Source organism: Paenibacillus sp. NN59 (assembly GCF_057597225.1).
On sequence record NZ_CP199678.1, the window covers coordinates 5,415,007 to 5,440,289 of the forward strand.

25 protein-coding genes are annotated in these 25,283 nt (G+C 46.9%); 6 read left to right on the forward strand and 19 right to left on the reverse strand.

What is annotated here, in order from left to right:
- The 4 genes from sigY to uptA all read right to left on the reverse strand — a co-directional run bounded on the left by sigY (position 1) and on the right by uptA (position 3,123).
- Entirely contained in the window at positions 1 to 531 is a 531-nt protein-coding gene (gene sigY, locus ACT89M_RS23770) for an RNA polymerase sigma factor SigY (protein ID WP_308723229.1), read from the reverse strand.
- Positions 532 to 1,298: 767 nt separating this feature from the next.
- Complete coding sequence (locus ACT89M_RS23775; RefSeq protein ID WP_253491416.1) at positions 1,299 to 1,931, reverse strand: MBL fold metallo-hydrolase; 633 nt, start codon at positions 1,929 to 1,931, stop codon at positions 1,299 to 1,301.
- A 5-nt stretch (positions 1,932 to 1,936) separates the two neighbouring features.
- Complete coding sequence (locus tag ACT89M_RS23780; RefSeq protein ID WP_253491414.1) at positions 1,937 to 2,506, reverse strand: thioredoxin family protein; 570 nt, start codon at positions 2,504 to 2,506, stop codon at positions 1,937 to 1,939.
- On the reverse strand, positions 2,506 to 3,123 hold the full coding sequence (uptA, locus tag ACT89M_RS23785; protein WP_090924497.1) for an undecaprenyl phosphate transporter UptA: 618 nt from the start codon (positions 3,121 to 3,123) through the stop codon (positions 2,506 to 2,508). The genes ACT89M_RS23780 and uptA overlap by 1 nt, the downstream gene beginning before the upstream one ends.
- 132 nt (positions 3,124 to 3,255) lie before the next feature.
- Here uptA and ACT89M_RS23790 point away from each other — a divergent pair, with 132 nt between their 5' ends.
- Positions 3,256 to 3,630, forward strand: coding sequence for a dehydrogenase (locus ACT89M_RS23790; RefSeq protein WP_487344854.1), 375 nt, complete (start codon positions 3,256 to 3,258; stop codon positions 3,628 to 3,630).
- Positions 3,631 to 3,679: 49 nt separating this feature from the next.
- Here the strand turns inward: ACT89M_RS23790 and ACT89M_RS23795 are convergent, their stop codons facing one another.
- The 5 genes from ACT89M_RS23795 to yyaC form a co-directional block, all read right to left on the reverse strand.
- Complete coding sequence (locus ACT89M_RS23795; protein WP_308723227.1) at positions 3,680 to 5,815, reverse strand: O-antigen ligase family protein; 2,136 nt, start codon at positions 5,813 to 5,815, stop codon at positions 3,680 to 3,682.
- A 542-nt stretch (positions 5,816 to 6,357) separates the two neighbouring features.
- Positions 6,358 to 7,599, reverse strand: a complete 1,242-nt coding sequence (locus ACT89M_RS23800) for a class I SAM-dependent methyltransferase (protein ID WP_090924494.1) — start codon at positions 7,597 to 7,599, stop codon at positions 6,358 to 6,360.
- A 122-nt stretch (positions 7,600 to 7,721) separates the two neighbouring features.
- The gene (locus ACT89M_RS23805) at positions 7,722 to 8,447 is read right to left on the reverse strand and encodes a DUF6483 family protein (RefSeq protein ID WP_308723226.1); all 726 of its coding nucleotides are present in this window, start codon (positions 8,445 to 8,447) and stop codon (positions 7,722 to 7,724) included.
- Between the two features lie 204 nt (positions 8,448 to 8,651).
- Entirely contained in the window at positions 8,652 to 9,443 is a 792-nt protein-coding gene (locus ACT89M_RS23810) for an alpha/beta fold hydrolase (protein WP_308723225.1), read from the reverse strand.
- A gap of 78 nt (positions 9,444 to 9,521) precedes the next feature.
- Positions 9,522 to 10,061 (reverse strand): spore protease YyaC, encoded by a 540-nt coding sequence (yyaC, locus tag ACT89M_RS23815; protein WP_308723224.1) that lies wholly within the window; start codon positions 10,059 to 10,061, stop codon positions 9,522 to 9,524.
- Between the two features lie 212 nt (positions 10,062 to 10,273).
- Here yyaC and ACT89M_RS23820 point away from each other — a divergent pair, with 212 nt between their 5' ends.
- Complete coding sequence (locus ACT89M_RS23820) at positions 10,274 to 10,495, forward strand: DUF1128 domain-containing protein (protein ID WP_123065974.1); 222 nt, start codon at positions 10,274 to 10,276, stop codon at positions 10,493 to 10,495.
- A gap of 104 nt (positions 10,496 to 10,599) precedes the next feature.
- Here ACT89M_RS23820 and ACT89M_RS23825 read toward each other — a convergent pair whose 3' ends face one another.
- Both ACT89M_RS23825 and ACT89M_RS23830 read right to left on the reverse strand, forming a co-directional pair.
- Positions 10,600 to 11,337, reverse strand: a complete 738-nt coding sequence (locus ACT89M_RS23825; protein WP_090924491.1) for a pirin family protein — start codon at positions 11,335 to 11,337, stop codon at positions 10,600 to 10,602.
- A 150-nt stretch (positions 11,338 to 11,487) separates the two neighbouring features.
- The gene (locus ACT89M_RS23830) at positions 11,488 to 12,492 is read right to left on the reverse strand and encodes an asparaginase (protein ID WP_154985129.1); all 1,005 of its coding nucleotides are present in this window, start codon (positions 12,490 to 12,492) and stop codon (positions 11,488 to 11,490) included.
- A 179-nt stretch (positions 12,493 to 12,671) separates the two neighbouring features.
- On the opposite strand from ACT89M_RS23830, the gene ACT89M_RS23835 reads away from it, so the two are divergent.
- The 4 genes from ACT89M_RS23835 (at position 12,672) to ACT89M_RS23850 (ending at position 14,683) form a co-directional block, all read left to right on the forward strand.
- Positions 12,672 to 13,373 (forward strand): phosphatase PAP2 family protein, encoded by a 702-nt coding sequence (locus ACT89M_RS23835; RefSeq protein WP_090924489.1) that lies wholly within the window; start codon positions 12,672 to 12,674, stop codon positions 13,371 to 13,373.
- 131 nt (positions 13,374 to 13,504) lie between these two features.
- The gene (locus ACT89M_RS23840; RefSeq protein ID WP_090924488.1) at positions 13,505 to 13,762 is read left to right on the forward strand and encodes a GlsB/YeaQ/YmgE family stress response membrane protein; all 258 of its coding nucleotides are present in this window, start codon (positions 13,505 to 13,507) and stop codon (positions 13,760 to 13,762) included.
- Between the two features lie 64 nt (positions 13,763 to 13,826).
- The gene (locus tag ACT89M_RS23845; RefSeq protein WP_090924487.1) at positions 13,827 to 14,234 is read left to right on the forward strand and encodes a YtxH domain-containing protein; all 408 of its coding nucleotides are present in this window, start codon (positions 13,827 to 13,829) and stop codon (positions 14,232 to 14,234) included.
- 83 nt (positions 14,235 to 14,317) lie between these two features.
- Positions 14,318 to 14,683, forward strand: coding sequence for a DUF5665 domain-containing protein (locus ACT89M_RS23850; RefSeq protein WP_139168946.1), 366 nt, complete (start codon positions 14,318 to 14,320; stop codon positions 14,681 to 14,683).
- Between the two features lie 23 nt (positions 14,684 to 14,706).
- Here the strand turns inward: ACT89M_RS23850 and ACT89M_RS23855 are convergent, their stop codons facing one another.
- The 8 genes from ACT89M_RS23855 to ACT89M_RS23890 form a co-directional block, all read right to left on the reverse strand.
- A complete protein-coding gene (locus ACT89M_RS23855) occupies positions 14,707 to 15,726 on the reverse strand; it encodes a magnesium transporter CorA family protein (protein ID WP_261769624.1) in 1,020 nt (339 codons plus the stop codon).
- 138 nt (positions 15,727 to 15,864) lie between these two features.
- Positions 15,865 to 16,638 (reverse strand): sigma-70 family RNA polymerase sigma factor, encoded by a 774-nt coding sequence (locus tag ACT89M_RS23860; protein ID WP_090924486.1) that lies wholly within the window; start codon positions 16,636 to 16,638, stop codon positions 15,865 to 15,867.
- A complete protein-coding gene (gene rsbW, locus ACT89M_RS23865) occupies positions 16,635 to 17,087 on the reverse strand; it encodes an anti-sigma B factor RsbW (RefSeq protein WP_090924485.1) in 453 nt (150 codons plus the stop codon). The genes ACT89M_RS23860 and rsbW overlap by 4 nt, the downstream gene beginning before the upstream one ends.
- A gap of 18 nt (positions 17,088 to 17,105) precedes the next feature.
- Complete coding sequence (locus ACT89M_RS23870) at positions 17,106 to 17,444, reverse strand: STAS domain-containing protein (protein ID WP_090924484.1); 339 nt, start codon at positions 17,442 to 17,444, stop codon at positions 17,106 to 17,108.
- 87 nt (positions 17,445 to 17,531) lie between these two features.
- Positions 17,532 to 19,208 (reverse strand): response regulator, encoded by a 1,677-nt coding sequence (locus ACT89M_RS23875; protein ID WP_154891719.1) that lies wholly within the window; start codon positions 19,206 to 19,208, stop codon positions 17,532 to 17,534.
- 16 nt (positions 19,209 to 19,224) lie between these two features.
- On the reverse strand, positions 19,225 to 20,097 hold the full coding sequence (locus ACT89M_RS23880) for a CheR family methyltransferase (RefSeq protein WP_308723222.1): 873 nt from the start codon (positions 20,095 to 20,097) through the stop codon (positions 19,225 to 19,227).
- A 69-nt stretch (positions 20,098 to 20,166) separates the two neighbouring features.
- Positions 20,167 to 23,892, reverse strand: coding sequence for a response regulator (locus ACT89M_RS23885; protein WP_154960152.1), 3,726 nt, complete (start codon positions 23,890 to 23,892; stop codon positions 20,167 to 20,169).
- Complete coding sequence (locus tag ACT89M_RS23890; protein WP_154891721.1) at positions 23,889 to 25,058, reverse strand: PP2C family protein-serine/threonine phosphatase; 1,170 nt, start codon at positions 25,056 to 25,058, stop codon at positions 23,889 to 23,891. Before ACT89M_RS23890 ends, ACT89M_RS23885 begins: the two co-directional genes overlap by 4 nt.
- Positions 25,059 to 25,283 lie beyond the last annotated feature (225 nt).

A 25,283-nucleotide genomic window follows, 5' to 3' on the forward strand; every position in this document is an offset into this window, starting at 1 on the left:
TTATTCCAGCTCCTTTCTTAATTGACGGAGACCATAAGCTGTCCGAGACTTTGCTGTTCCGGCAGGTATGCCTAACATATCGCCGATCTCATCGTAACTATAACCATAATAATGTTTCAGCAGCACAGTAACACGATGCTCAGGGGTTAGCCTCGTCATCGCGTCCATCACATCTGTCCATTCCTCGTTTCGACTTTCGAGTTGCCAGCGAAAACGACGGATAGCCTGATGGCGAATCAGGTCAAGCCAGCTCTGCTCCCTCTTTTTTCTCCTGATTCTGTCAATGTAGATACGGGTTCCGATGGTGATCATCCATGAAGAAAACGCTGATGTACCATCATAACGCCGAATATTTTCCATACAGCGAATCATGGTGTCCTGCACAATCTCTTCAGCCAGATTAGGATCCATCGTAACTTTCACAAGATATTTATAAACAAACGAGTAATGTCGCTGTAGTAGTGCTGCAAGTGCACTGTCATCGCCCTCTGCCGCTCTGCGCACTTCCTCCAATTCAGCCGTTCTCATCATGATGATCACCCGCTTCCTGTTCAATCTAGAGGTAATACGATAGACTCCGTTCAAACGTTCAACGCTAAATGAAATGTTTTTTTGGGAAGGACTTTATCGTTTCGATTTTGGAGTAATATGAATACGACATTTCCCCGGGCAATCAGACTCCATTTCGGTAATCTTGCAGTTTGTCGAACCACCGCTGATCTCGGGCTCCGTTCTGCAACACACGACTGGTCCATATATTTTGCTGAAGGTTGAGATCTGGTTTAGTACAATCTAATTTAGAATGCCCCTGCTCAGAGCTGCCTTGCTTTGCTTTTCTTAAAATGGAATGATCTGAGTCAGTACAAGGATGACCTACACTCCAATGGGAATGTTTATTTCTATGAATTGGACTCAAACTGCTATTAGGTATGTATGCTTTCTGATGAACCGCTTCCTTAATAACGGAATTCATGACGGAATGTAATTGAAGTCGTCGATCATCAAGACATGTGTATTCTGGCTGTTGCGGCTGAAACATGTTTATTTTCTCCACATCGTTCTCCCTCACTCTCGCTTATGAATATTTATTCCTTATATTCTTCTAAATTCAGCTAAAAAAGGCTGAAAACAAAAAAAGAACGCAAACCGGGTATAGACCACAGTCTGCGTGCTTCGCAAGTTAGGGTATTTCTATTCAACGCTTTAGTTAAGTGATGCCTTAACGCTTGTAATAACTAATTGCTATTCTAATGAAAAAGCTGACACTTGTCCAGACTTAATTCATATATTCTGTCGAATTATCTGGCAGGAACGTAAGGATTATTCTGTTTCTCATATCCTATCGTTGTTTTGGGACCATGTCCCGGATATACCTTAACCTCATCCGGGAAACGATACAACTTATTCTGAATGGAGTCCACCAGATCTCGTTCACGTCCACCTGTGAGGTCCGTTCTGCCTACGCCCATGCGGAACAACACATCTCCAGCAAACAGATCATTTTCGCAAAGGAGACTGACACTCCCTGGAGAATGTCCTGGCGTATGGTATACCTGAAACGTGTGACCAATCAATTGCAACTTCTGACCTTCATCCAAGGCAAACTCTGCCGGATTCGCCGTGATCGGTGGTGTGACTTGCGGCCAATTCAACGACCCGTTCAACTTGGCCGTAGTCAGCCAGTCACTTTCCAGATCATGCAAGTAGACGGGACAGCCCTTCAGCTTACGAATCTCCTCCACACCGCCGATATGATCGAAATGAGCATGGGTCAGAAGAATCGCTTCAATCTCCAGATCCTGAATAGCCTTGAGTAGCGGGCCAGGATTCATGCCTGGGTCAACTATAACAGCTTTACCCGGGTCCTCGCCCTGTAACAGGTAGGCATTGGTTTGCAACGGCCCGAGCGTAAATGTACGAATACTAAGCATATGAATTAAAAACCCGAAATCAGTTCACGCAGCTCACGAATGACCACTGCATGGGACTCCGTTCCTTCCCCATAACGTTTCAAAATCTCTTTGCGCGCTTGGGCCATGTTGTCTTGGTAGTCTGCAGCTTCACGATCAGGATTCAGTCGTTTGAACTCGACCATAACCTCTTGTACGTGTTGTGGGCGCGGCCCCCATTGACCAAGCACATGTCCGCCTGTATCTGCTACGATCACAATCGGCACAGAACGGCCACCCATCGTCAGAAATTCATCCATCACATCCGGATGATTTTCCATAATCAGAACTTCAGTCGGAATGCCTGAAATCTCCAGCGCCTGAAATACGACCGGAATATTACGCACAACGTCACCGCACCAATCGGCTGCCAGAATCAGCACACGAAGGTCGTCACGATAGTTCAGACTTTGGAAAAACTCACGATCCTCTTCGCTTGGCCAGACAAAGCTATCATAGTTCGTCTGAAACTCATTTTGGTTTTTGGTCATACTTGCGATAAATTCCTTCGGTGGCAAACCTTTACCGAATTTGTGAGACAAGTTAGGTTTGGACATTACTTCACACTTCCTCTCTTTTTACGTACATTCATCCATTTGATAACAACATAAATAATCATAAGAGCAAGGGCGACAAGCAGAATCGGCGTAATAAACGGGGCCGCTTTCTCATCTACATGCTTCCACTGATCTCCGAGAATCATCCCTAAATATATAAACAATGCAGTCCAAGGTATAACAGCGAGTGTGGTCAGCAGAATGAATTTGCCTGTGTGCATTTTCGTGATGCCAGCCGGAATCGAAATCGCATGTCTTACGACCGGAACAAATCGCGCAGTGAAAATAACACCTGTGCCGTATTTGCGGAACCACTCTTCAGAATGATCGATGTGTTTTTTCTGGATCAATATGTATTTACCGTAGCGCTCAAGTACAGGTCTGCCGCCATAACGACCGATCCAGTAAATAAACAGCTGAGCCAACACTCCGCCCACTGTACCGAAAATCATCGCACCGAAGAAGTTAATGTTATGCTGAGAAACGAGAAAACCACCATATGCTAGCACAATTTCACTTGGGATAACCTCCAGCATTAACCCGAGCATGATGCCAAAGTATCCGAGACTTTGAATCCAGTCGAATAATTGGCTGACAATGCTATGAATAACGTCCATCTCAACCCTCTTTCTTTTTCCTGAATGGTGGTGCCCTGCCGCACCATGGATGTTCGTCCTTATTTTATCACAGCCCCCTGAACGTGGCTACTTGCGAGAACGGGACAGTGTCCCGCAGGCACTACTCCGCATATGGTATGGGGAGAGGAGTGTGGGAACGTGTCATTTAAATCTGCGCCCGGGTCTCCCCCGGTCAAGCATAAGCAATCCGGCCAAAATTTGCCCTCCGCCCGAGGCATTCGTCGTGCCTGCAGCAAGGAATTATACCGGACATCCAAACGGTTGAAATTGTATATCTCTCCAGAACGTATGAAACAGGCCGAGGAAACATACTACGCCAAAGTTATTGCGAATCTGCTCTGGATTGGAGAAAACCGCAATGATCGTAAAAAACTGTGCGAATGGTGGAATAACGAAGTCAGCGCAGATATTGCTGCGCTCTGGGACGTTGAGGTTGAACCGCTGAAAGAAGCTTTCAAACATGCCTTTGGTGGTTACCGTCTGTAGAAAAGTTTGAACAGGCCGGCGAAAGCATTCTCGTCCGCCTGTTCAAGACCTACTTAGATAAGCAAAAGAACCCCGCAGCAATTCTGTGCAAATTCTCTGCTGTCAACGAAGATGAAGGATGCAATTGAAAACGACGATCGTTACGCATTCGTTCTGTATTTACCTGTGATGCCAACTCTTTGTAACGTTCATATATTTCTATTCCTAGCGCCGCAGTCTTTTGGGCTTTTCGGACTTTTCCTTCTGAAATCTCACGCATCGTCGCCTGTTCCATCCAGTAGAGCACCGTTCTCTGGGTTATAGCATCATAACGATTAAAGGTAATGGCTGAAATGAAATATTCCCCCGCTTGCTCCCCTTCTCCGGATTTGGCTTCTAATCGGCCAAGCTCCACATAGAGGTCAGAATTACCAGGTGAACGGGACAAGCTGTTCAATAAGATGAATTCGGCTTCCGCTTGAGGCAACATATGTGCAAGAGAAATCGCCAAATCAGGCCGATCCGGATTCAAACGATGTGCTGATTGAAGATACTGGATACTCGCTGTTGTTCCCATTGGCTCACTGAGTGCGTGACGATATTGCATATCCGCCCATGCGTAACGTGCTGTGATCCAGACGGTACTTCCCAGCCAGCATGTAAGCATAATTACGACTGCATATCGTTTGACATGGCCTGATATGACGTAAGAAAACGAAGTACGAGTCCAGGTACGGATGTAGCTACAAACGTAGGCATAAATGTGGGTCTGAGCACTGTGATTCGTAAGACAGTGTTGATGCGATGAAACTGGCTCCGCTTCTATTCTCAGCGCAACCGCCCATGCCGCGAGCCAGATGAAGAGCATCCAGCTGAGTGCATAACTCCAGTCGAAGTCCAAGATTCCATGCAGGACGAAGACAAGCACGGGCGGCAGTAGCCGCGGTGCGAAGCGGCGGATACTGCGCAGGGTGAAGAGTATCCACCCTGCAATCAGCGCGATGCCGAGCAGGCCCGTATCCAGGGCCAAGTCGAGCAGCCCGCTGTGTACCTCGCCGCCGACATACGGCGAGGACTGGATGGCGCGAAACATGTTGCGCCATGTATCCCCTCCGTGGCCGAGCCATGCGGCCTCGGTCCATAACCGCAGGGCATCCCGCCACAGCTGCAGGCGGGATGCCCCTGTGCCGACACCCGCCGCGAAACGTTCGGCGGTGGAGGCTGCGGCCATCAGTGTGGCGGCGATGCACGCCAGCACGGTGGCCGCGAGAGCAGTGGCGCGCCCGGCTGTGCCGCCGCTGTGCCAGAGACGGCACAGCAGCAGCGTGCCGAGCAGCGCAGCTGCCCATGCCCCGGCCAGTGCCAGCAGGCCGGGCACGGGTGCAGGCGCCAGCTGGGCAGCAGCCAGCTGGCGGTAGAGCCAGGCCGCGCAAGCCAGGGGCGCGGCCAAGGCCAGCAGCAGCGGCAGGCGGGCACCGCGCTGCTGCAAGAAGGCGGCGGCCGCGGCACAGCCGGCCGCTAGCCAAGCGCCGCGCGACTCGCTCAGCAGGAGCGCAGCTTGCGCGGGCATGAGCGGCAGCACCGCCGCGAAGAGCCGGCGTGCCGGGACGGCTCGCCCGGCCAGCACCCCCGCGGCTGCCGTCAGCCGCTCCAATGCGTACATGCCAACAACGGCACCGTACGCATTGGGGTACTGCAGCAATCCGCCGAGCCGGGCACCGGCGGAGCTGATCTCGGGGTCATCTGTCCGCATGACCCCGTAGGGCAGCGGCAGCACACCGCACACGGCTAAAATGCCGCTTAGCACAAGCACGCCGCCTACCAGCTGCCAGCCAAAGGCCAGCCAGCGCACACCACCCTTACTCGCTGCCAGCAACACAGCGAGCAGGGCAAACATCGCGAGCAAGCTCCAGCGCAGCATCTCATGGATACTGCCCTGCGTACTTACCGAGCCTGCCCAAGCATGCAGGGCATAACACACCATCATTGCCAAAGGAAACCCTACATGCACTAAATCTACGACTCCCAGCCGAGTGGATTCCGACCGAACGGAGGCGATGCCATCAATTCCCCTTATCAGTACGCCTCGTTTATACACCACAAGAGAGAACAGCACGACAACACCAGTCATCAGAATAACGGGGTACAGGTCAGCCGGATGGAACAATCCTCTTCGCAAACATCCTGCCAGCAATATAGCTGCCATGCTTAAACCTAAGACTGCAATCCACCATCTGTATTCACGATTACGCTTCTCACTACCCTTACTCCCCATTTCAATCTCACAACTGGACGCTGATGCCCCGTGCCCAGAGATCAAGAAACGGCGTGGACTGGCTATATCGTTATATGTATTGTGCCGATCTCTGAAATAGCACCCGTTTTTCGGAGGATTACTTGTGCTCACATTCATACTCACTCCCACGAATTCTGATCCGTCAGAGGTTCGCTCTCTGTCCTTCACCCCCATCTCCTACTTCCTTCATTTATTTGAAAATAAAAAAAGGCAGAAGAATCCCTCTTAGGGTCCTTCAGCCTTGGTTTTCATCCTTAACCATTATGAACTTTTTCACGCATCATGCCGACATCAATGGCATCCTATATCTTGCACATCAAGTAAAGCGACCCTGGTACCAGTATGTCCCCTTCTTCAGGTATACAGACCAGTCGTGCACGAAACATCCCTACTTTGGTTCTTCTTGTGTTCTCTTTTGAACCCTTTCTCATCCATTACCTGCATGCCAAACATTAGTGAAGATTACATTTCGCAGACCGCTCTAAGTTTTCCCTGTCCACTTTCCCACCAGTTATGCTTCCTTCAACAGGTAGCAGATCCGCACAAGCACGTTCCAGATATGGATCGGCATGAATGAAATCACGGAATGCAGTGTACTCGTCCCACATGTCCTTCACTTGACCCGCCTGACCGCGAACGGCGCGAATCAGAATATTTTTCGGTGTATTCTCCAGATCAATGAATTCGAGCAACTGTGTTTTATATCCCATAATATCCAGCAGTTTGGCGCGAATCGCATCTGTTGCCAGTGCGGAGAAACGCTCCTTCAAAATGCCGTGAGACAGCAGCGGGTTCATCACCGGAGACTCTACCTGGTCATACAGTTCATGCTGACAACAAGGAACCGACAGAATGACAGAAGCTCCCCAGCGCACTGCTTTCTCCAAGGCCGCATCCGTCGCCGTATCACAAGCATGGAGAGTAACAACCATATCCACTTCGTTCAGTTCATCATAATCCGCAATGTCACCAACGAGGAATTTCAGATCACCGTAATGCAAACGTCTGGCCAGATCATTACAGTGTTCAATAACATCCGCCTTTAGATCCAGACCGATGATGTTAAGCGAACGTCGCTGTTGTACGGACAAATAATGATACAGGGCAAAAGTCAGATACGACTTGCCGCAGCCAAAATCTACAATCGTCAGTGGACGTCCTTCCGGCAGATGAGCAATAACATCCTGCACCATCTCAAGGAAACGGTTGATCTGCCTGAACTTATCGTACTTACGTGCAAGCACACGTCCTTCCTCGTTCATAATCCCAAGTTCAACGAGGAAAGAAACCGGAACGCCCTCTTCAAGTACATATTGCTTTTTGCGATTATGGGACAGATCCACCGCTGTTTTGGATGGGGATTTGGTCAGAATCGATACTTTATATTTTTTGCTGATCAAAATTTGATAATCCGCATCTGCCGTACACAGCAATCCCTGACGGAACGTCTCTTCACACAACAAAGTCATACGCTCCAGCGCTTCAGCCGGGGTCAAATTCTCATGCAGCACTTTATTCGCATAATGAAAAGCAAACTGATAATGAAGCTGATTCTTCAGCGTAACCGGCTTCACCTGCACTTTGGTAAACGAGACATTGTCCCGTCTGCGCAGCTGACTCCAGGTCGCCGTAATCAGCGAGTTCTGTTCAAAAATATCTTGTATAAGCTTTCGCAACGAATCCACGGGGTACATCTCACTTTCGGTTTGGTTTGGTCAACCGTTACCATACCATAATTCCGTTCCCTCTCCAAGTGAAGAGCTACGCTCCATTAGTTCAGTCATCAGATATTCTATAAGTTCAGCGATCCATTCGGTTATTCTTCTGTTACGACCTGCCGACGTTTGGTTTCCAGTGCTGTAATCTGTGCCAGCCCCTCCTCGACCTCAGCCCGCGGCAAACCGCCCTGTTCAAGCCGCTCATCCGTAAGTTCCGTCAACCTCTGATAAAATGCTCGCGCGTCCTCTTCATACTGTACCGGATAATCCGCATCAAGATGCATCAGTCTGTACCAGCCATTCTCCGCCGCATCATATCGGCCCTGTTGCTCCCGATATAACGCAAGTTGCTTCTCCGTTCGCGCAGGAAGCTCATATCCCTTAATTTGCTCTATAATTCCTTCTATACGGTCAGGCACCTGTAATAACTCGCGATTAGCACCATGATTCTGGGTGTACAGGTAAAAATGTAAAGCTCGCATTAAACGAACAAGCGCCGCATCTTCTGCATCCATTTTCTCCTCATCATCAATGCCTTCGACTCTGGCCTTCTCGTGATAGATATATGCTTCTTCCTCAATCAGTCTCGCCGCTTGCTGCAGATTGTCCACCTCAATGACGCCGCGAAAACGGAACATCTCAATCACATCCTCTGCAGGCAGAGAGTTCAGCAGATTGAGATTCATGCCAAATTGTCTGCGCATTAACTCATCCAGTTCAGATAAAGCCTCCGTATGTTTACGTTGTTGTCTAAGCGTAAAAGCCTTGCCAATCGCCTCTGTCATTTCCTCCATCATGCGGAGCAGATAATCCTTCCTGAACATCGGTGCGCCCCCTTATATCTTCACTCATTTATCGCATACTTTATATCGCGTATTCATATGATTTATTTTAATTCATGCCGTGAAAAAAAGCGAAAGTCCTGCTCTCCTGCTTCCGAAGCCGGTCAGCAAACACATCAAAGCCCCTGCTTGTCCATATGGACACACAGGGGCTGCATATACAAACTCGATTGAGTGATCTTATGGTTAGTCAGACAATCCCGTCATAAACTGTTGAATTACCTGAATCAATTGTTCCGGCGCTTCATACATACTCATATGTCCTGCACCTGCAATGGTGGCCTGCACAATATGAGGCTTGTCACTCGTAAAAGTACGTTCCGGTGGAATCAGCCCATCCTTCTCCCCTGCTACAAGTAATACTGGAAGCGGTGTGGCAGACAATACATCATGGCGATCTGGACGTTCACGCATAGCCAGTGCCGCGCCAACCGCACCTTGAGGGGCAGTTTGATACCCAATTTCCTTCACACGATTCACATGTGCCGACATCGATTCAATATGCTCTGGAGCGAACAGACCAGGTACCAGCCCGTCCACAAAATTCACAATGCCTTCGGTCTGAATCGTAGATACTGCACGCAAACGTTTCTCCTTCGCTTCGTCGCCGTCCGGATACGCTGTTGAATGGATCAAACCGAACGCGTTGAGTCGCTCCGGATGGTGCTGTGCAATGGAGAGTGCAATATATCCGCCCATGGAATGTCCTAGAATCACTGCTTTTTCCACGTCTAGCTCATCGAGCAATTGCAACACATCGTTGCCCATCTGTTCAATGGTGTAACTGCCTACAGGTGCATCCGTTTTGCCGTGCCCACGCAGATCAGGTACGATACAACGATAGCTGCGGGCCAGCTCCGGTACTACTTCATCCCAATAGGATGAACTACCGCAGTAACCGTGAAGCAGTACAAGCACTTCTCCCTTACCCTGCTCAGCATAACAAATCGTTGTTCCATCACACATCACTTTTTCCATATTAATCCCTCTCTCTGCGCGAATGTAATATTTCAGGTTGTATATTATTAAGCATTCATCTCATAAATGAAACGTTTATCATACATTCCAGGCTTCCGTCACCGCATCTGCAATCGTTTGTGACATGCCCATGACCAAGTACAGCGAAGTCATCTGCAAAATCGAATAGGGTCTTGGTCCGTTGGCATTTACTACTGCAGCTACACTGTATTCTCCAACAGGTGGCAAATGACCCCCAACGGATTGGGCAGGGCGCAAGGATGTTGCCGATACATAGTATGTCCCGGTAGCATCTTTTGGGCCCAAACATGCATCTATTGCTATAACCTTATGGTGTGAAGGAATGTGGGCCAGTCTCTTTTCAAGAGTATCTGCATCACAAGGCGTTGCCAGTGTACCGATTACATGAGGTATGCCACGCTCCTCCAGCAAAGCCCCCGTCATCGGTCCAAGAGCATCCCCGGTCGAGCGATCTGTGCCGATACATAGAAACGTAATCTCGTTCAGTTTATGGAGCTCGGAGATCTCCTTGAAAAAAAGGGCCATCTTGTCTCCAGGCACGCCTTTGCGTACACCTCGGCTCTGTTGCCGGACAAGTTCCCGTTTATATAAAGCCAAACTGAATTCCTCCTTGTTACACATGAGAATATTGGACAACCCTAGTGCTACCTTTACTTCCAGTCGTTGTGATCTATTCTCATATTGTAACCGATGCTCCATTCTCCCGCAAAATCATTGGCTTGTCCCCTTCTACTCATGCTACAATAACAGAAGTTCCGTTTGGACAAATGAGCAACCCATCTCCGGAGATGGAAAGGATGAAGTTAACGATGGATTTAACACAAGCAACAGCAGAAAATATGGAATATATGATTGAAGCGATCAAAACCAAGCTGCGGATGGCCAGTGGTGCCGCGATGCAAGCTTCAGCGTTCCCGCTTGAGAAATATGAAGATTTGCAGGATTTGTACGAAATGGTGATGAGCAAAGAACATTTGAGCATCTCCGAAGTAGAAGCGGTTGCTTCTGAACTCGGTAAACTCCGCAAATAAACTTCTCTCTCCACATGCGATCTTCACACCTGGCACAAGATGAGCAACAAAAAGGACCTGTCTTACATCAGAACACTGATGCAGGACAAGTCCTTTTTGTTGTATTAAGGAAGATCCACAAGTACGAATTCAGCAGGCTCGCTGCCCGTACTTGTCATTTGTAAATCACAGCTCTTACGGATACGGGCCGCATCTCCGGGCTTGAGATTAAAGTTTCCGTCGGAACACTGCATTTCGAGATGTCCGTTAATGAGAAACAAATGTGTACGACGCTCCTCATGTTGCGGAAACATTAATTTCTTTCCTGACTCCAGCTTGGATAGATAACAGGTTACATCCTGAGCGATGCGAAGTGAGTTTTCTTCTATCGATTCATCCGTTTGGCCAGATGCACCTGACACAACTGGACATAGCCGGTTGAGCTGGGCGGACTCTTCTATTTTCCGATAAGCATAAGATGGCTTCAGCATGCGCTGAGAGGGCAAAAACCACATTTGCAAGAAACGTACCGGTTCATCCGTGGCTGGATTGGTTTCGGAGTGCTCTACGCCTGTGCCTGCACTCATCACCTGAACTGTCCCCGCTTCGAGCAACTGTTCTGTGCCCATACTGTCTGTATGTTTAAGCGTGCCTGATATCACATAACTGACAATTTCAAGGTCGTGATGTGGATGTTTCTTAAAGCCTTCTTGCGGCATCAGTATGTTGTCGTTGTGGGCTAACAGACAGCCAAAATGAGCATTGCTCGGGTCCTCATAATCCGCAAAGGAAAAGCTGAATTCGCTGTGTATCCAACCGCGATCCGACGTGTGTCTTTCTTCCGATGTCACTACTTTAATCATATTCATCCACCTCCAGAGGATTGGAACTGCCGTATGGCAATAATCCATGCGTGTTCAAAATGATATAGGTCAATACCAGTTGGTATGTGATCTTTACCCGGGGTCCGGTCATTCTAATCACGTTCCTTCTAAAGGTTACACGCTATCTTTTCATGAGTGGAGCACAAATTCACTATCCATCCGACCCACTATAGTGCCTGCATCATTACGAATGTCTGCAGAAAATACTTCAGCCAAGCGTGCAATGGTTTTAGGGTTGGAATAGTTTAGTTGCTTCAATATCGATTGTGCAATGGAAGCCCATTCTTCCTCAGAGCCATCCAGCACTTTGAAGGTGATGCCCAATCTTTCTTTTTTCAGTGCAAAACCAAATACACCCTTGAATCCGCCTTTGGCGACAATATTATCGTCTTCCAGCAACACCGAATCCACCCGATTCTGGCCACCGACCATCAGAGGGTGCTGATTCATAGCCGAAGTGATCGTCTTTACAGCCATGCGTGTAGGCTCATCTGCAATCAGGTCAGGACATGCGAGCTTGAGATATGCATTGGCCAGTGCAGACAAAGGTAGCGAAAATACCGGAAATCCACAGCCATCCGTCCCTAGTTGAATCTCTTTTTCTTCAATGCCTGCGAGACCTGCCAGTGTTTCTAGGATTTCTCGTTGCACTGGATGATCCGGCTCGGCATAGCTGCTCAAATCAAGTTTTCTCATCTGGCTATAACCCAGAATGCCCAGATGTTTCCCCGAACAGTTATGCAATATTCTGCGTTTCTCTCCTTGCGCCCTCAACCAGTTATTGCGGCTTTCTTCATTAAGCGGATAGCTTGGTGCACAGATCAGACATTCCTCACCAAGTCCGATTTTATGAGCCAGATGCTCCAGCACTTGAATATGCTCCGGCTCAGAGCGATGTGATGAAGCCATGATTGCAATCTCTTGTGGCTTAAGACTATAATGTCGATCAATTCCGGCCCGAATACCTGGAATCGCTTGAAAAGGTTTGGCCGATGAACGTGTGAACGCTCTGAAATGAGGATCACCAGCCGAATATACAACCCGGCCATGCTCATCTGTAATACATATGTGTCCGTAGTGAGCGCATTCCATCACGCCCGCACGGTATTCTTTAACTAACAAAGCACTCTCCACGCGAGTTTCTCTCCTTTAAATTGCTAATTTCTTCTCTGCTTTGCTTCACGGCGCCGCATGGGATATCCTCATTAGTATAGTACAAAAACGACGGTTTTACAGTTTTTTCGACAGTCGTTTCGGGTAAAGCTTTATCAGCCTTACTGAAGGACTACTCTTTATAGAAGGGGATACGTTTCATGCTACGTAATTCTCAACATCTATCATCTGAATCATCTCATGTGATGTCTTTGCAATCTCTGCTGAAATACGTCCTGATTGCTTCACTGCTAAGCTCAGCTACTGTTTTATTATTGGCTGGTGTTGGAGCCTGGCTGGGTCTGGAACGTTTAATTCGACTGGACAGTCAAGTTCAGCAAATGTTTTATCTCCACTCGCAATCCCGTCTGTCTCTGCTACCCTACACTTCCTTCATCACGGCACTGGGTTCATTTAAAATATCAGCACTTGCTGCAGCAGGGTTCGCACTATTATGTTTCTTACAGCGTCATCCCAGAACGATGATGTATGGTTATATCATCTGCGCAAGTTTCGGAATGATGTGGATTTTGAACACGTTTTTAAAAGAAATCTTTAGACGAAGCAGACCCGAACTGGATCACCTTCTCGTTGTGCATGGATATAGTTATCCCAGTGGTCATGCCATGATTTCGATGGGTTTTTACGGTATGCTTTTTGTCATCTGGGCCATCGAATGGAAGGAACGGGATGTAATTAGAAGATGGCTTCCTGTTATTTGCGGTATTCTATTTGTTCTGTTGATCGGCGTGAGTCGGGTTATGCTGGGGGTTCATTATCCTACCGATGTTTTTGCCGGATTTGCCGCAGGCTTCGTCTGGATTGGCTGTATGATTCAGGGAATAAAACACCCTGCCATTTGATCCCCTGTATCTAATTTCCAGCTTATTCATCGGACAGTTAGTTGTTTCACCATGTTGCACGGCGTTTATATACGAAGTAAGCAAACGCGAACAGACAACATCCTGCATCAAGTTGAAAGGAGGCGGTTGTTATGTGGGGCATTATTATCAGCATTGTCATGGCGATCATTATCGGTTTGATTGGAGATGCACTTGCCGGTCATAACATGCCGGGCGGCGTGATTGGTGCGATGATTGCCGGATTCGCCGGAGCCTGGCTGGGAGCACTTTTGCTTGGTAACTGGGGACCGGTTATCGGTAACTTTGCCGTCATTCCCGCCATCATTGGTACAGCGCTCTTTGTATTCTTGCTGGGGCTTGTGTCCAGACTGCTAAGACAGGCTGCCTGATTCGGGTTAGATGGTGTTCGTTGTTTCGTATTTCTTTCCTAAATTAATGAAGGAGTGATTAGACATGAATAAAGCAGAAGAGCAATATCCTGTACAAAGTGGTTCGACTTTCGCCAAAGGCATTTTCATCGGAGGTTTGTTGGGCGCTGCAGCTGCCCTGTTATTCGCCCCTAAACCAGGACGCGAATTGCGTGGTGATCTTTCTGAAAAGGTAGGTATGGTGACTGACCGTACAAAGGAAGTGGCCACAGTTGTTGGTGACAAAGCTTCTGAAATTGCCAAAACGGTATCTTCCAAAACGTCCGATCTGGCAAGAACAGTAAACCAAGGTCGCAATGACGTTATGGATTCCGTAAGAAAAGCTTCAGCAGATGTTGCTGAGGAAGCAACACGTGCATCTGAAGAAGTGGCTGCCGCTTCCGTAGAAGCGAAGGAAGATGCGCGTAAACAATTGAACTCGACAAGCCTGTAAGGCTTGATGAGATCGAGCAATGAATAGCCAGCTGCATTCCAGCTGGCTATTTTTTATCCAAAGCGAACGGAGGAATGACAGATATGAGTAAAGTCACGATTAATGGCAACACCTCAGTACCGGGAGGAACACCTGCACAGCAGTATGATACCAGTGAACATCCATTCGAATTGCGTCACGAGGTCAAGCGCCTGAACACACGGCTTGATCAGATTGCCGACAGTCTGGAGAGGGCTCAGATCAAAGACATCATTGAAAATTACAGTAGTCCCAAGAAACGAATCATTACCAACTTTACAGCAGGTATGGCTCGTGGACTTGGATTGACCGTCGGAACGTTTGTTGTGCTCGGTTTGCTTGCCTTCATTCTTAGCCAATTTGTCAATATGCCTATCGTGGGTCAATACATCGCCGACTTGCTCGGTTACATTGAGGATTACAAAAAATAAAAAAGGAACCGCCCAGTCTGTGACTATCGCGGTTCCTTTTTTCCTCTGTCCCGGTTTCCCCGAGCGGAGGACTGTGCAGATTTTACTTTTAACAAATCCCCGGTCCATCCTTTCATCATCATCCATATATACATACTGATCATGCTGCAGATGATGAGTACAATAACAAGCACGACTCCCCATGTTTTGTCGATCAGGGGCAAATTCTCAAAATTCATCCCCCATATAGCACCTGCGGCTGTTGCAGGTGTGAATACGGATGTCACAATCGTCAGTGTCTTCATAATTTCGTTGCCGCGTACGCCTGATATCGCGTTGTCGATCGAGATTAAGGTATCAATCTCCTTTTCATAATGCTGGAACAGACACTCCATTCGTTCAACGCGGTATTGAAGTTGCTGATAGAAGCGATTCTCTGTAATTTCTTGAAGATAGGCTTCCCGGGAAGCGGCCATTAATTCGGTATAAGGAATGAACAGGTTACTCCAGTACAGCAATTCGAAGCGTGCTGCCAGAATCTGATCCATTAATGTCCGCGCATTCCGTGATTCCATTCTCCGTTCCAGGTCACGCAGATTCATCTCAAAATGATCCATACCGACATGGTAATAATGTAGAATGGCCCGAAAAAGCACAAACATACCTTCTCTAGCCTGCGTACATTGGTGCAACATGTGCATTCGTTCGCCCGATTTCATAATGCCTCTCGTATTGTCGTCCAAATTAAGCGTGACCAAATTCTGCTTGTCGACATAAAAAAACATCTGATTATCTCTTCGTTGATCTTCTCTCTCATTTTTTACAGCATATAAAAACGAGCCAAAAATAACCGCATCTGTGCCATTAAAATAACGAACGGACAAGTAGTTCGATTCGGCTTCTGGTATTTTGCTTAGCCAGTATTGCATCTCTGGAAATGACTGTTCTAGATCACGAAGTGCGCTCTCCATACTACTAGAATCCGGAGCTACCCAATCCCACCACTGCCAATCTTCGGAGCAGGATAACTGATCACGCCGAGCTTCCAGTTTGATTTGGTCCACCTGACATTCCTCCTGAACATGTTTTATTCTATTGCCACTAAACTTTCCTCTCAATCAATTCAAAAAGGACACGTATGCATTCCAGTGCAATACCGTGTCCTCGTCAAGCCGTATTGGGGCAACAATTAGAATAATGGTTCATAGCAGAGAAGCGTTAGACATAATCTGCTTCAGTTTCTCCGTAGCCCTTTTCTGAATCCGGGAGACGCTCATCTGCGAGACACCCAGTTTCTGGGCTATAGCCCGCTGTGACTGTCCATCCTGAAAGGCTAAAATAAGTACTTTCTGTTCTTGTTCCTTAAGCTGGCCTAATGCCTGCTGCAAATCCATTCGTTTTTCCACCGAATCAAAGTCATTCACATCCGCGCTGATCAGTTCTCCTAGTGTCGCAGCACTGTCATCCTGAGATAATGGAGAATCCAGAGAAACATAGTGGTAACACTCCCGACCAGCCAGAACTTCAATCGTTTCCTCCGGAGTAAGATCCAGGTACTCAGCAATCTCATTAACCCCGGGTGAACGCTCCAGCTTTACCGTCAGCTCATCAATGGCATGTTGCACCAATGCCCCTTTTTCCTTGATTCTTCTCGGTACTTGAATGTACCATGACTTATCCCGTAGATAATTTTTCATATGACCGATCATACTTTTCATCGCATACGGTTCAAATGGAATCCCCAGATTGATATCATATTGCTTCAACAATCGGATCAATGCCATTTGCCCTGTCTGGTACAGATCCTCGTATAAATCAGGTCGATTCCGGGCAATTTTACCCGCAGCCATTTTGACCATCGGCTCATACTTGCGGATCAGAACCGTAGCGATTTCGTTGTCCTGTGTTTGTTGGTATTCCCAGATCAAACCAATCGCTTCAGACATGGACTCTGGGGGAGTCACTTTCTCATTCATACTTTCTCCTCACTTTTTGCAAGACGTTTTACGAGTACTACTTTCGTACCTTTGCCCGTCTCACTTTCAACACTGACATCATCCATCAAGGCTTGCATCAGGTAGAACCCAAGTCCGCCAATCTGAGCGTCTGTCAGTTCTTTGTCATGAAGTCCGGAACGTGTTGCGGCTGGGTTCACATTCTCGAAGCTGGAACCCTCGTCTTTGACAGTGATCGCGAGCATCTCACCATCTACTTCAAAAACGACTTCAACCATACCGCCTTCATGAGAGTAGGCATACAATACGGAATTGTTACAGGCTTCGGATACAGCAACCTTCATATCCTCAATGTCTTCATAAGAGAATCCCATTTTGGACGCAACACCATATAGATTAAGTCTTACAATATCCACATATTCAGCTGTCGCCGGTAAATTCAGCGTAATTCTTTGGACTTCTGCATTCATTCCTTTTTCGATCCTTTCCTATTGGGAATTCTTCTGTGTAACAAAGAATTTAGCTATACCCGTCATATCAAAAAGTTTCTGAATTTGCGCAGGAACTTCCTGTACTTCAAAGCGAGCTTCCATTCCATGTCTGGCCTTGAGAACAGATAACAGGATACCAATCCCTGTGCTATCAATGTACTTCAGATCTTTCATGTTAATAATCAGATCCTGCTCCTTGTTGTCCACGAGCGGTTCCATTACCAAACGGAAGTCAGGAGCAACCGACAAATCCAGTTCGCCAGTCAAATACACTGTGCATACACCGTCATGTGTTTCGGTTCTTGCGTTGAATTTTTCATTTTTATTTGTATTCATTAGACATCTCTCTCCTGATCAATGGTTTCCTTACCTTATAACCCAACTTACGCACGAGTGAAACAGGAAACATAACTGGTAAAAACTTCAATTGGCCTGATTCATTGCTGAACCAGCCGGATTAATAACCTGGCGTTTCTTCTGATAATGGGAAAGTTTCTGTTTGACACTTCCCATTTTCACCGGCTTACTGATATAATCGTCCATTCCTGCCTCGGTACAGCGCTGCTGTATACCTTCCATTACGTTAGCTGTCATGGCTATAATGACAGGTTGTTGCTTCTGAGACACGCTTGCGCGTATTTTTCTCGTACATTCCAGACCATCCATCACTGGCATCTGCAGATCCATAAAAATAAAGTCATATGGCGACGAGCTTTCGAGCACCATGTCGAGAGCCTTCTGCCCATCTTCCGCAATATCTGAGAGAAGTCCAAGCTTGTGCAACATGATGGCCATCAACTTCTGATTGATCGGATGGTCATCCACGATTAATACCGTTGCATGTTTATCTTCATGATTAACGTCTGTCAGCTTCTCTTCGCCGCTACCCTGAACCAGTTCCGTTTCAATGTAACGCTTGGCCTGAATGGTAAACACGAAGGTAGCCCCCCGCTTTTCAGAGATATCAAGATAAATCTGCCCACCCATCATTTCGACCAGTGTTTTACAGATGGCAAGGCCAAGGCCAGTTCCACCATATTTTCGAGTCATGGACGTATCAAGCTGAGAAAACGGCTGGAACAAGCGATCCACTTTCTCAGGTGCGATGCCTATTCCTGTATCTTTGACAGCAAATTCCAAAGACATATTGCCGTCCTTCTCTTCGTTCACGGACACAATGAGATACACACCGCCCTGCTCCGTAAACTTCACCGCGTTGGCAATCAAATTCAGCAGCACTTGGCGGAGACGTGCCATATCTCCATAGATTAATTCAGGCACAGCATCTTCAAGGAAAAAATCCAGTTCCAGACTTTTCTTACCTGCTTCTGCAGCGAACAGACCGAGCACTTCACGTATGCAGGAAACGAGTTCAAATGGATGCTCCTCCAGCTCCATTTTGCCGGACTCCATTTTGGTGAAATCTAGAATATCATTGATTACCGTGACGAGTGCATCGGCACTGCGGCGAACGATATCCACATATTCCTTCTGATCTTCCTTCAACTCGGTTTCCATCAACAGGTCAACCATGCCAATGACTCCGTTCATGGGCGTACGAATCTCATGGCTCATCATGGCCAGAAACTCCGTTTTGGCATTAGCCGCAATCTCGGCTTCTTCTTTGGCCTGCACGAGTTGCTGATTCATCTTCTCCAGTTCCTGTGTCTTCTGGTGAAGCAACATTGTCTGTGTCTTTAGTCTTTTGTTGGAGATAAACATCTCTACAAAACCCTCGATTTTGGACTTCAAAATCTGGGGAATAAACGGTTTGACCATATAATCAATGGCTCCCGCTGAATATCCGGCAAACAAATGCTCAGCCTCTCTGCTATTCGCCGAAATGAAGATGATGGGCACATCTTTGGATTTGTCTCGTGCTTTGATTAATTTCGCTGTCTCAATCCCGTCCATCCCAGGCATCTGCACATCAAGTACAATGACCGCAAATTCGTCTTTGAGCAGACACCGGAGTGCCTCTTCTCCGGAATTTGCCTTGACGAGTTTGTATTGCTCTGATTCCAGAACCGCTTCGAGCGCAAGCAGGTTCTCAGGGCGGTCATCTACCAATAATATGTGGATTGGTTCATTGAGCCCCATAACTAAGCCTAACCCCCTATTTGATTTTCCGGTATATTTTTTCGGTCCGGTCTAACGGCTCATAGGCATCGCTATATTCTGTAAAATGAATGGATTCTTTCGATCCCAGAACGAGTATGCCAAAGTGGCTCAAGCTCTCATGAAACAGCCCGTGCACATGGTTCCGCAGCTCATCGTTGAAATAAATCATGACATTGCGGCAAAAGATAACGTTAAACTCATTAAACGACCTGTCAGTTGCCAGATTATGTTCGGCAAAAATAATGTTTTTCTGAAGAAACGGGTGAAATATAACGGAATTATATTTCGCTGTATAGTATTCGGAGAAGGCTTTCGTGCCCCCTGCCTCCAGATAATTTGTTGTAAACAACTTCATTTTCTCAATACCGTATACGCCTCCCTTGGCCTGTTGCAGTGAGCGGTCATTCATATCCGTTGCATAGATTCGTGCCTTGTCATACAGACCTTCCTCATGCAGCATAATTGCCATGGAATACACTTCTTCACCCGTAGAGCAGCCTGCATGCCATATCCGAATATAAGGATAGGTTCTCAGAATAGGAATGATCTTCTCCCGAAACATGCGAAAAAGCGATGGGTCTCGGAACATTTCCGTTACCGGAATGGATAAATTCTGTACAAACCGTTCAAACGATGAACGATTGTGCAGTACCTTTTCCTGTAGTCCGGATATGCTTTTCACTCCTTCCGCATGCGCATAATGCCATATTCTTCTTCTTAGGGATGGCAACGCATAATTTCTGAAGTCATACCCATACAAACGATGCATTCCTTCCAGCAGCAATTCAATCTCGATCAGTTCCCGTTCTTCATCTTGCGGTATACGGATCGTATCTGCTCCCGTCTCGTTAGGTTCCCACGGTGTCATAACTTCTCTCCACTTCGTCTTTGGTTACTTGCGTATGCGTTATTCTCCTTCATTACCCAAACCATACGCTTACGAATACAGCCATACCCGCATTAACGATAACAATTGATCGGTTTGAATCGGTTTTTTCACATAATCGGATGCCCCAGCCTCAATACATTTCCCTCGATCCTCTTTCATCGCCTTGGCTGTGAGGGCAATAATCGGCAATTTATCAAATTTCGGGTTCTGTCTGATCCGTGTCATCGCCTCGTATCCGTCCATCTCTGGCATCATCATATCCATCAGCACCAGATCAAACTCCGGATTTTTCTCGAGTGCCTCCAGCGCCTCACGACCGTTCTCAGCAAATGTAACATCCATACGGTACCCTTCAAGCACACTGGATAATGCAAACACATTCCGGATATCATCATCGACAAGCAATATTTTTTTGCCTTCGAACAAGGTTTCTTTATTATGAAGCTTCTGCAAAATACGGCGTTTGTCCTCTGGCAGGTTGGCTTCTACCCGATGCAGGAACAATGTCGTTTCGTCCAATAATCGCTCCGGTGACTTCACGTCTTTGATAATAATCGATTCCGCATATTTACGAAGTTTCATCTCTTCCTTGGAATCCAGCTCTTTACCCGTGTAAATGATGATTGGCAAATCATTCAGATATTCATCATCCCGAATCTGATCAAGCAATTCGAAACCTGTCATATCCGTTAGCATCAGATCCAGTACCATACAATCGTAACGCTGGCTGTGTAATTCATTCAGTGCCTCTTGCCCTGTAGAAACAGCCGTGATAGCCACATCATCATGACCGATCAATTCAATGATTGCTTTGCGCTGAATTTCATCATCTTCAACGATGAGCAGTCGTTTTAATTGATTTTCCGTATAGGATTGGATATGGGAGAATGCTTTATCCAACGAATCTTTGCTGGATGGTTTTTTCAGATATGCGATGGCCCCCATCATCAACCCCTGTTTCATATCATCCACAACCGAAATAACATGCACCGGGATGTGACGTGTTACGGAATTACTCTTCAGTTCACCCAAGATCGTCCAACCATCCATCACAGGTAGCTGTATATCCAGAATGATCGCATCAGGCAAGTATTCCCGAGCCATCTCCAGCCCAGTATCTCCCTGAAGGGCAACCAATGCCTTGAAGCCGCGGCCTCTCGCCATGTCCATCAGAATATGAGCAAATTTCACATCATCTTCGATGATCAGCAACGTTTTATCACCTTCTACGATGGTGTTAGCATCGTCTTCTATTCGTGACAGCTCTGCACTGCGAGCAGGCGATAATTCAGCCATACGACTTTCTTCCGGTTCAGATGCCAAAATGGATTGTTGCGGAATACGGACAGGTTGAATATCCGGCACCAGCGTTTGTTGTTGTTCTGAAGATACTGCCGCTTCTCTTGTTGCCTTTTCCTCCGCCCATTCAGCCTCTTCATGATTATCCGGCAGGAACAGGGTAAAGGTGCTTCCCACGCCTTCTGAAGATTTCACCTGTATTGCCCCACCAAGCAGACGTGCCAATTCTCGGCTAATCGATAAACCAAGACCCGTACCGCCATATTTGCGACTCGTCGTACCGTCTACCTGCTGGAACGCTTCGAAGATCAGATCCGTCTTGTCTGATGGAATGCCAATGCCGGTATCTTTGATGCTGAATCCAAGATATTGCTGATTCGTATTCAGATATCCAGGCAATTCCTCTGGCTTCATACGCTTTGCAATCAGACTTACCGAACCACGGTTTGTAAACTTGAATGCATTCGATAACAAGTTCCTTAAAATCTGTTTCACTCGATGACTGTCTGTATAAATCCATTCCGGTAGTGAACTATCAAAATCAATATTTAGATCCAGTTCCTTCTTGTTAGCCATCGGACCAAAGTTCTGGGTGACAAAGCCCGTTAATTCATCCAATCGGACGGTTTCGTAGTTGATGTCCATCTTGCCTGCGTCTACTTTTGACAGATCAAGAATCTCATCAATCATCTTCAGCAAATCTGCACCTGACATATAAATGGTTTGTGCATATTCCTGCTGTTTGCTACTGAGATTGCCATCTTTGTTCTCCGACAATAACTGAGACAATATGAGCAGACTGTTCAGTGGAGTACGAAGTTCATGCGACATATTAGCCAAAAATTCTGACTTGTACTTACTGGTCATCGACAATTGCATCGCCTGTTGTTCCAATTGTGTCTTCGTTTTCTCTATTTCATCATTTTTCTCTTCCACTTCACGTACCTGTTCTTCAAGCGCACGCGTTTTGGCAATCAGTTCGGTATTAAAATGTTCCAATTCCTCCTGCTGACGCTGTAGCAACTCCTCAGAACGTTTAAGCGCATCCGTCTGTTCTTCCAGATTCTCATTGGAACGGCGCAATTCTTCCTGTTGTGTCTGCAGTTCCTCGGATTGCACCTGTAACTCTTCCGTAAGCGCCTGCGACTCCCGCAGCAGCTCTTCCACACGAAGACGTCGCCGAACATTATTGAGGATGACACCCAAATTCATAATCAACTGACCGAACAACTGCTTGTGCATCTCATTAAAACCTTCGAACGAAGCCAGCTCCACCACACCGATTAATTCGTCTTCAAACACAACCGGGTAGATCATAATTCCTGCAGCTCGCGCAGAACCCGAAGCAGAACCGATGCTCACATATTCGTCAGGTGTATGATCCAGCACAATTGGACTCATATCCAGGGCTGCCTGACCAATCATGCCTTCCCCGATCCGATACACCTCTTTACCGAGCTCACCATTTTCTTCAAAAGCATATGAACCATAACGTCTCAGCTCATCCGGATGCTTCTCTTCGTCAATCAAATACACCACACCAAGCTGTGCACCAAGCACAGGTGTAAATTCACTGATAAACATCTGGGAAATTTGACGAATGGAGCCGATTCCCCGCAGAAGTTCGGGCACTCTCGCAATGTTGGAACTCATCCAGTTTTGATCCTGCTGAGCCTGTACATAGGCTTTCTCGATCTCAAGCTTCTCTTCCAGATCGTTAGAGACTTCTTTGAACACGGTGGCAATCTGACCAATCTCATCCGTGGACTTGATTTGAATTCGGCGGATGGTTCTGTATCGCCCTTTGCCAAAACTCGTAATCATCATCGACACTGTATTCAACCCACGTGTAATGCTAGGAAGCACCCACAGGATGACCCCCAAGGCAAGCAGTAATCCCGCGACCATAATACTGATCGTAATCTGAACCGCTCTGGTATATGCAGCGTTGGCATCTTTGATCTCGGCATCAATCTCCTGATCCTGATAACGAGACAATGCATTCAAGCTGTCCACCGTTTCCTTCTGCACCGCAAGTCCAGTGGAATTACGATAATTGTTAGCGTCCTCCACCCGTTTCTGGGACATCAAGCTGGTTATTCTTGTAGCATAATTCGTGTATGCATCCCACGCATTATTCACACGGTCTACAAGTTGATGTTCAGAAGCGGTATCTGCCCGGTCTCTCACCTGCTCTAGATAACGGACACCTCTGTCCTTCATTTCCTTCAGATCTGCTTCTGTCGCACTGACAGAATTGCTCGGGTTTAACAACAAGTTAGCTAGCACTTTGGCAATATCATTGACTTCTCCACGTGCCGCGGAAGTAAATCGCACCTTGAGATAACGTTCCTGATACATCTGGTCGATCTGTTTATTACTGCTGTTAAGCCGCTCATAGCTTACAAAAGTAAGAGCAATCATAATGGCCATCAAGGCGGTAAAACCAATCAGCAGTTTATTTCTGATTTTCATTCCGTTACCGCCCCTTTATCTAGCGTAATCCATACGAGACATTTATCATCATCCCGTTCCGGATTCAATTCATCATCGAAGAACAATGCCTGCATCGCCTCTTCATTCCATGCATGGGAGCCTCTTAATTGCTCTTTCAAAAATTCCAACTGTTGCTCCTGATCGCCCTGAACGGCTTCAAGCAAGCCATCCGTATACAGCGCAATATGTCCATCGCCTTCGTAATGAATAGTCTGCGGTTCAATATCCATTTTGTCGAACAATCCCACTGGGTAGCATACGCTGTCAAATGAAGTTACACTGCCGTCACTACGGAAAAACAGAGCTGGAGGATGCCCCGCATTCACATAATCAATCCGTTTCATACGCGTGTCTACGACTAAATAGATCGCTGTAAAGTAATACTGCACCAGTTGTTTTCCCAGATGCAACTGGTTAAAGCGACGATTTAACTCCTGAATAACCTTCTCCGGGTCTACATATGTCGTCACTGTATCCTTAAGCACAGATGCGATAAACATCGTGAACAGGGATGAAGAGATGCCATGTCCCATCATGTCCAGAAGCAAAACCCCGTATCGTCCCTCTCCAAGCGGGAACCAGGAGTAAAGATCACCTGCGAGCTCAAAAGATGGTTTATAGATGGCATGTACCTGAAACAGCGGATCTTCGATGGCATGACTCAGCACGGCACTTTGCACCATTGCTGCCAGTTTAAGCTCATCCTGAATCCGCTGGTCACGCTCCTTGTGCCAGTCTTTCTCCTGTTTCAGCCGCAAGGCCAGCCGGATTCGGGCCATCAATTCCACTTTGTTAATCGGCTTCGTTACATAGTCCGATGCACCTGCATCGAGCGCTTCGGCCAGCTTCTTGGAATCACCAATCGCAGTCACCATAATAATCGGGATATCTTTCAGGTTTTCATATTTTTGTACAATACTGCATGCTTCGATGCCATCCATTTCAGGCATCATCATATCGAGCAAGATCAGATCAATATCCGACGGCTTGGGACGTAGTTCGCTGTTATCTTCACCAATTCCCAATACTTCGAACATCTCCATAGCTGAGCTTGCTGTCACAATATCGCGGTAATTTTCTTTTTTCAAAATTTCTCGAATGATAATGACATTCGTCGGATTGTCGTCAACAATAAGTATTCTCATTTCTATCTCCTTATCTTTGGCGTCCGGGTTTGTCGATAGTTATCTATTCAACGAACAACCTTATTTATACAAAATTTGCATCTAGAGCGGGCAGTAGACATAACAATTCATAGTCTAACTATAATGATAAATCCAGAAAATGACTATCAGCAAATCAAACCATTAGAGGTAGCTTTCCCTTGATTTTATGGTTTTTGCACCGGTTTATACCAGGGGTTTGGCCCA

What these genes read in the sequence shown, in the direction of transcription:
- ACT89M_RS23835 (WP_090924489.1), top strand. Translation starts at nt 12,672, where the DNA reads ATGCTACGTAATTCTCAACATCTATCATCTGAATCATCTCATGTGATG.
- ACT89M_RS23890 (WP_154891721.1), bottom strand. Translation starts at nt 25,058, where the DNA reads ATGAGAATACTTATTGTTGACGACAATCCGACGAATGTCATTATCATT.
- ACT89M_RS23790 (WP_487344854.1), top strand. Translation starts at nt 3,256, where the DNA reads ATGGTATGGGGAGAGGAGTGTGGGAACGTGTCATTTAAATCTGCGCCC.
- ACT89M_RS23885 (WP_154960152.1), bottom strand. Translation starts at nt 23,892, where the DNA reads ATGAAAATCAGAAATAAACTGCTGATTGGTTTTACCGCCTTGATGGCC.
- ACT89M_RS23860 (WP_090924486.1), bottom strand. Translation starts at nt 16,638, where the DNA reads ATGAATGAGAAAGTGACTCCCCCAGAGTCCATGTCTGAAGCGATTGGT.
- ACT89M_RS23880 (WP_308723222.1), bottom strand. Translation starts at nt 20,097, where the DNA reads ATGACACCGTGGGAACCTAACGAGACGGGAGCAGATACGATCCGTATA.
- uptA (WP_090924497.1), bottom strand. Translation starts at nt 3,123, where the DNA reads ATGGACGTTATTCATAGCATTGTCAGCCAATTATTCGACTGGATTCAA.
- ACT89M_RS23805 (WP_308723226.1), bottom strand. Translation starts at nt 8,447, where the DNA reads ATGTTCAGGAAGGATTATCTGCTCCGCATGATGGAGGAAATGACAGAG.
- ACT89M_RS23820 (WP_123065974.1), top strand. Translation starts at nt 10,274, where the DNA reads ATGGATTTAACACAAGCAACAGCAGAAAATATGGAATATATGATTGAA.
- ACT89M_RS23850 (WP_139168946.1), top strand. Translation starts at nt 14,318, where the DNA reads ATGAGTAAAGTCACGATTAATGGCAACACCTCAGTACCGGGAGGAACA.
- ACT89M_RS23795 (WP_308723227.1), bottom strand. Translation starts at nt 5,815, where the DNA reads ATGGCAGCTATATTGCTGGCAGGATGTTTGCGAAGAGGATTGTTCCAT.
- ACT89M_RS23800 (WP_090924494.1), bottom strand. Translation starts at nt 7,599, where the DNA reads ATGTACCCCGTGGATTCGTTGCGAAAGCTTATACAAGATATTTTTGAA.
- ACT89M_RS23810 (WP_308723225.1), bottom strand. Translation starts at nt 9,443, where the DNA reads ATGGAAAAAGTGATGTGTGATGGAACAACGATTTGTTATGCTGAGCAG.
- sigY (WP_308723229.1), bottom strand. Translation starts at nt 531, where the DNA reads ATGATGAGAACGGCTGAATTGGAGGAAGTGCGCAGAGCGGCAGAGGGC.
- ACT89M_RS23875 (WP_154891719.1), bottom strand. Translation starts at nt 19,208, where the DNA reads ATGGGGCTCAATGAACCAATCCACATATTATTGGTAGATGACCGCCCT.
- ACT89M_RS23825 (WP_090924491.1), bottom strand. Translation starts at nt 11,337, where the DNA reads ATGATTAAAGTAGTGACATCGGAAGAAAGACACACGTCGGATCGCGGT.
- ACT89M_RS23870 (WP_090924484.1), bottom strand. Translation starts at nt 17,444, where the DNA reads ATGAATACAAATAAAAATGAAAAATTCAACGCAAGAACCGAAACACAT.
- ACT89M_RS23840 (WP_090924488.1), top strand. Translation starts at nt 13,505, where the DNA reads ATGTGGGGCATTATTATCAGCATTGTCATGGCGATCATTATCGGTTTG.
- ACT89M_RS23780 (WP_253491414.1), bottom strand. Translation starts at nt 2,506, where the DNA reads ATGTCCAAACCTAACTTGTCTCACAAATTCGGTAAAGGTTTGCCACCG.
- ACT89M_RS23845 (WP_090924487.1), top strand. Translation starts at nt 13,827, where the DNA reads ATGAATAAAGCAGAAGAGCAATATCCTGTACAAAGTGGTTCGACTTTC.
- rsbW (WP_090924485.1), bottom strand. Translation starts at nt 17,087, where the DNA reads ATGAATGCAGAAGTCCAAAGAATTACGCTGAATTTACCGGCGACAGCT.
- ACT89M_RS23775 (WP_253491416.1), bottom strand. Translation starts at nt 1,931, where the DNA reads ATGCTTAGTATTCGTACATTTACGCTCGGGCCGTTGCAAACCAATGCC.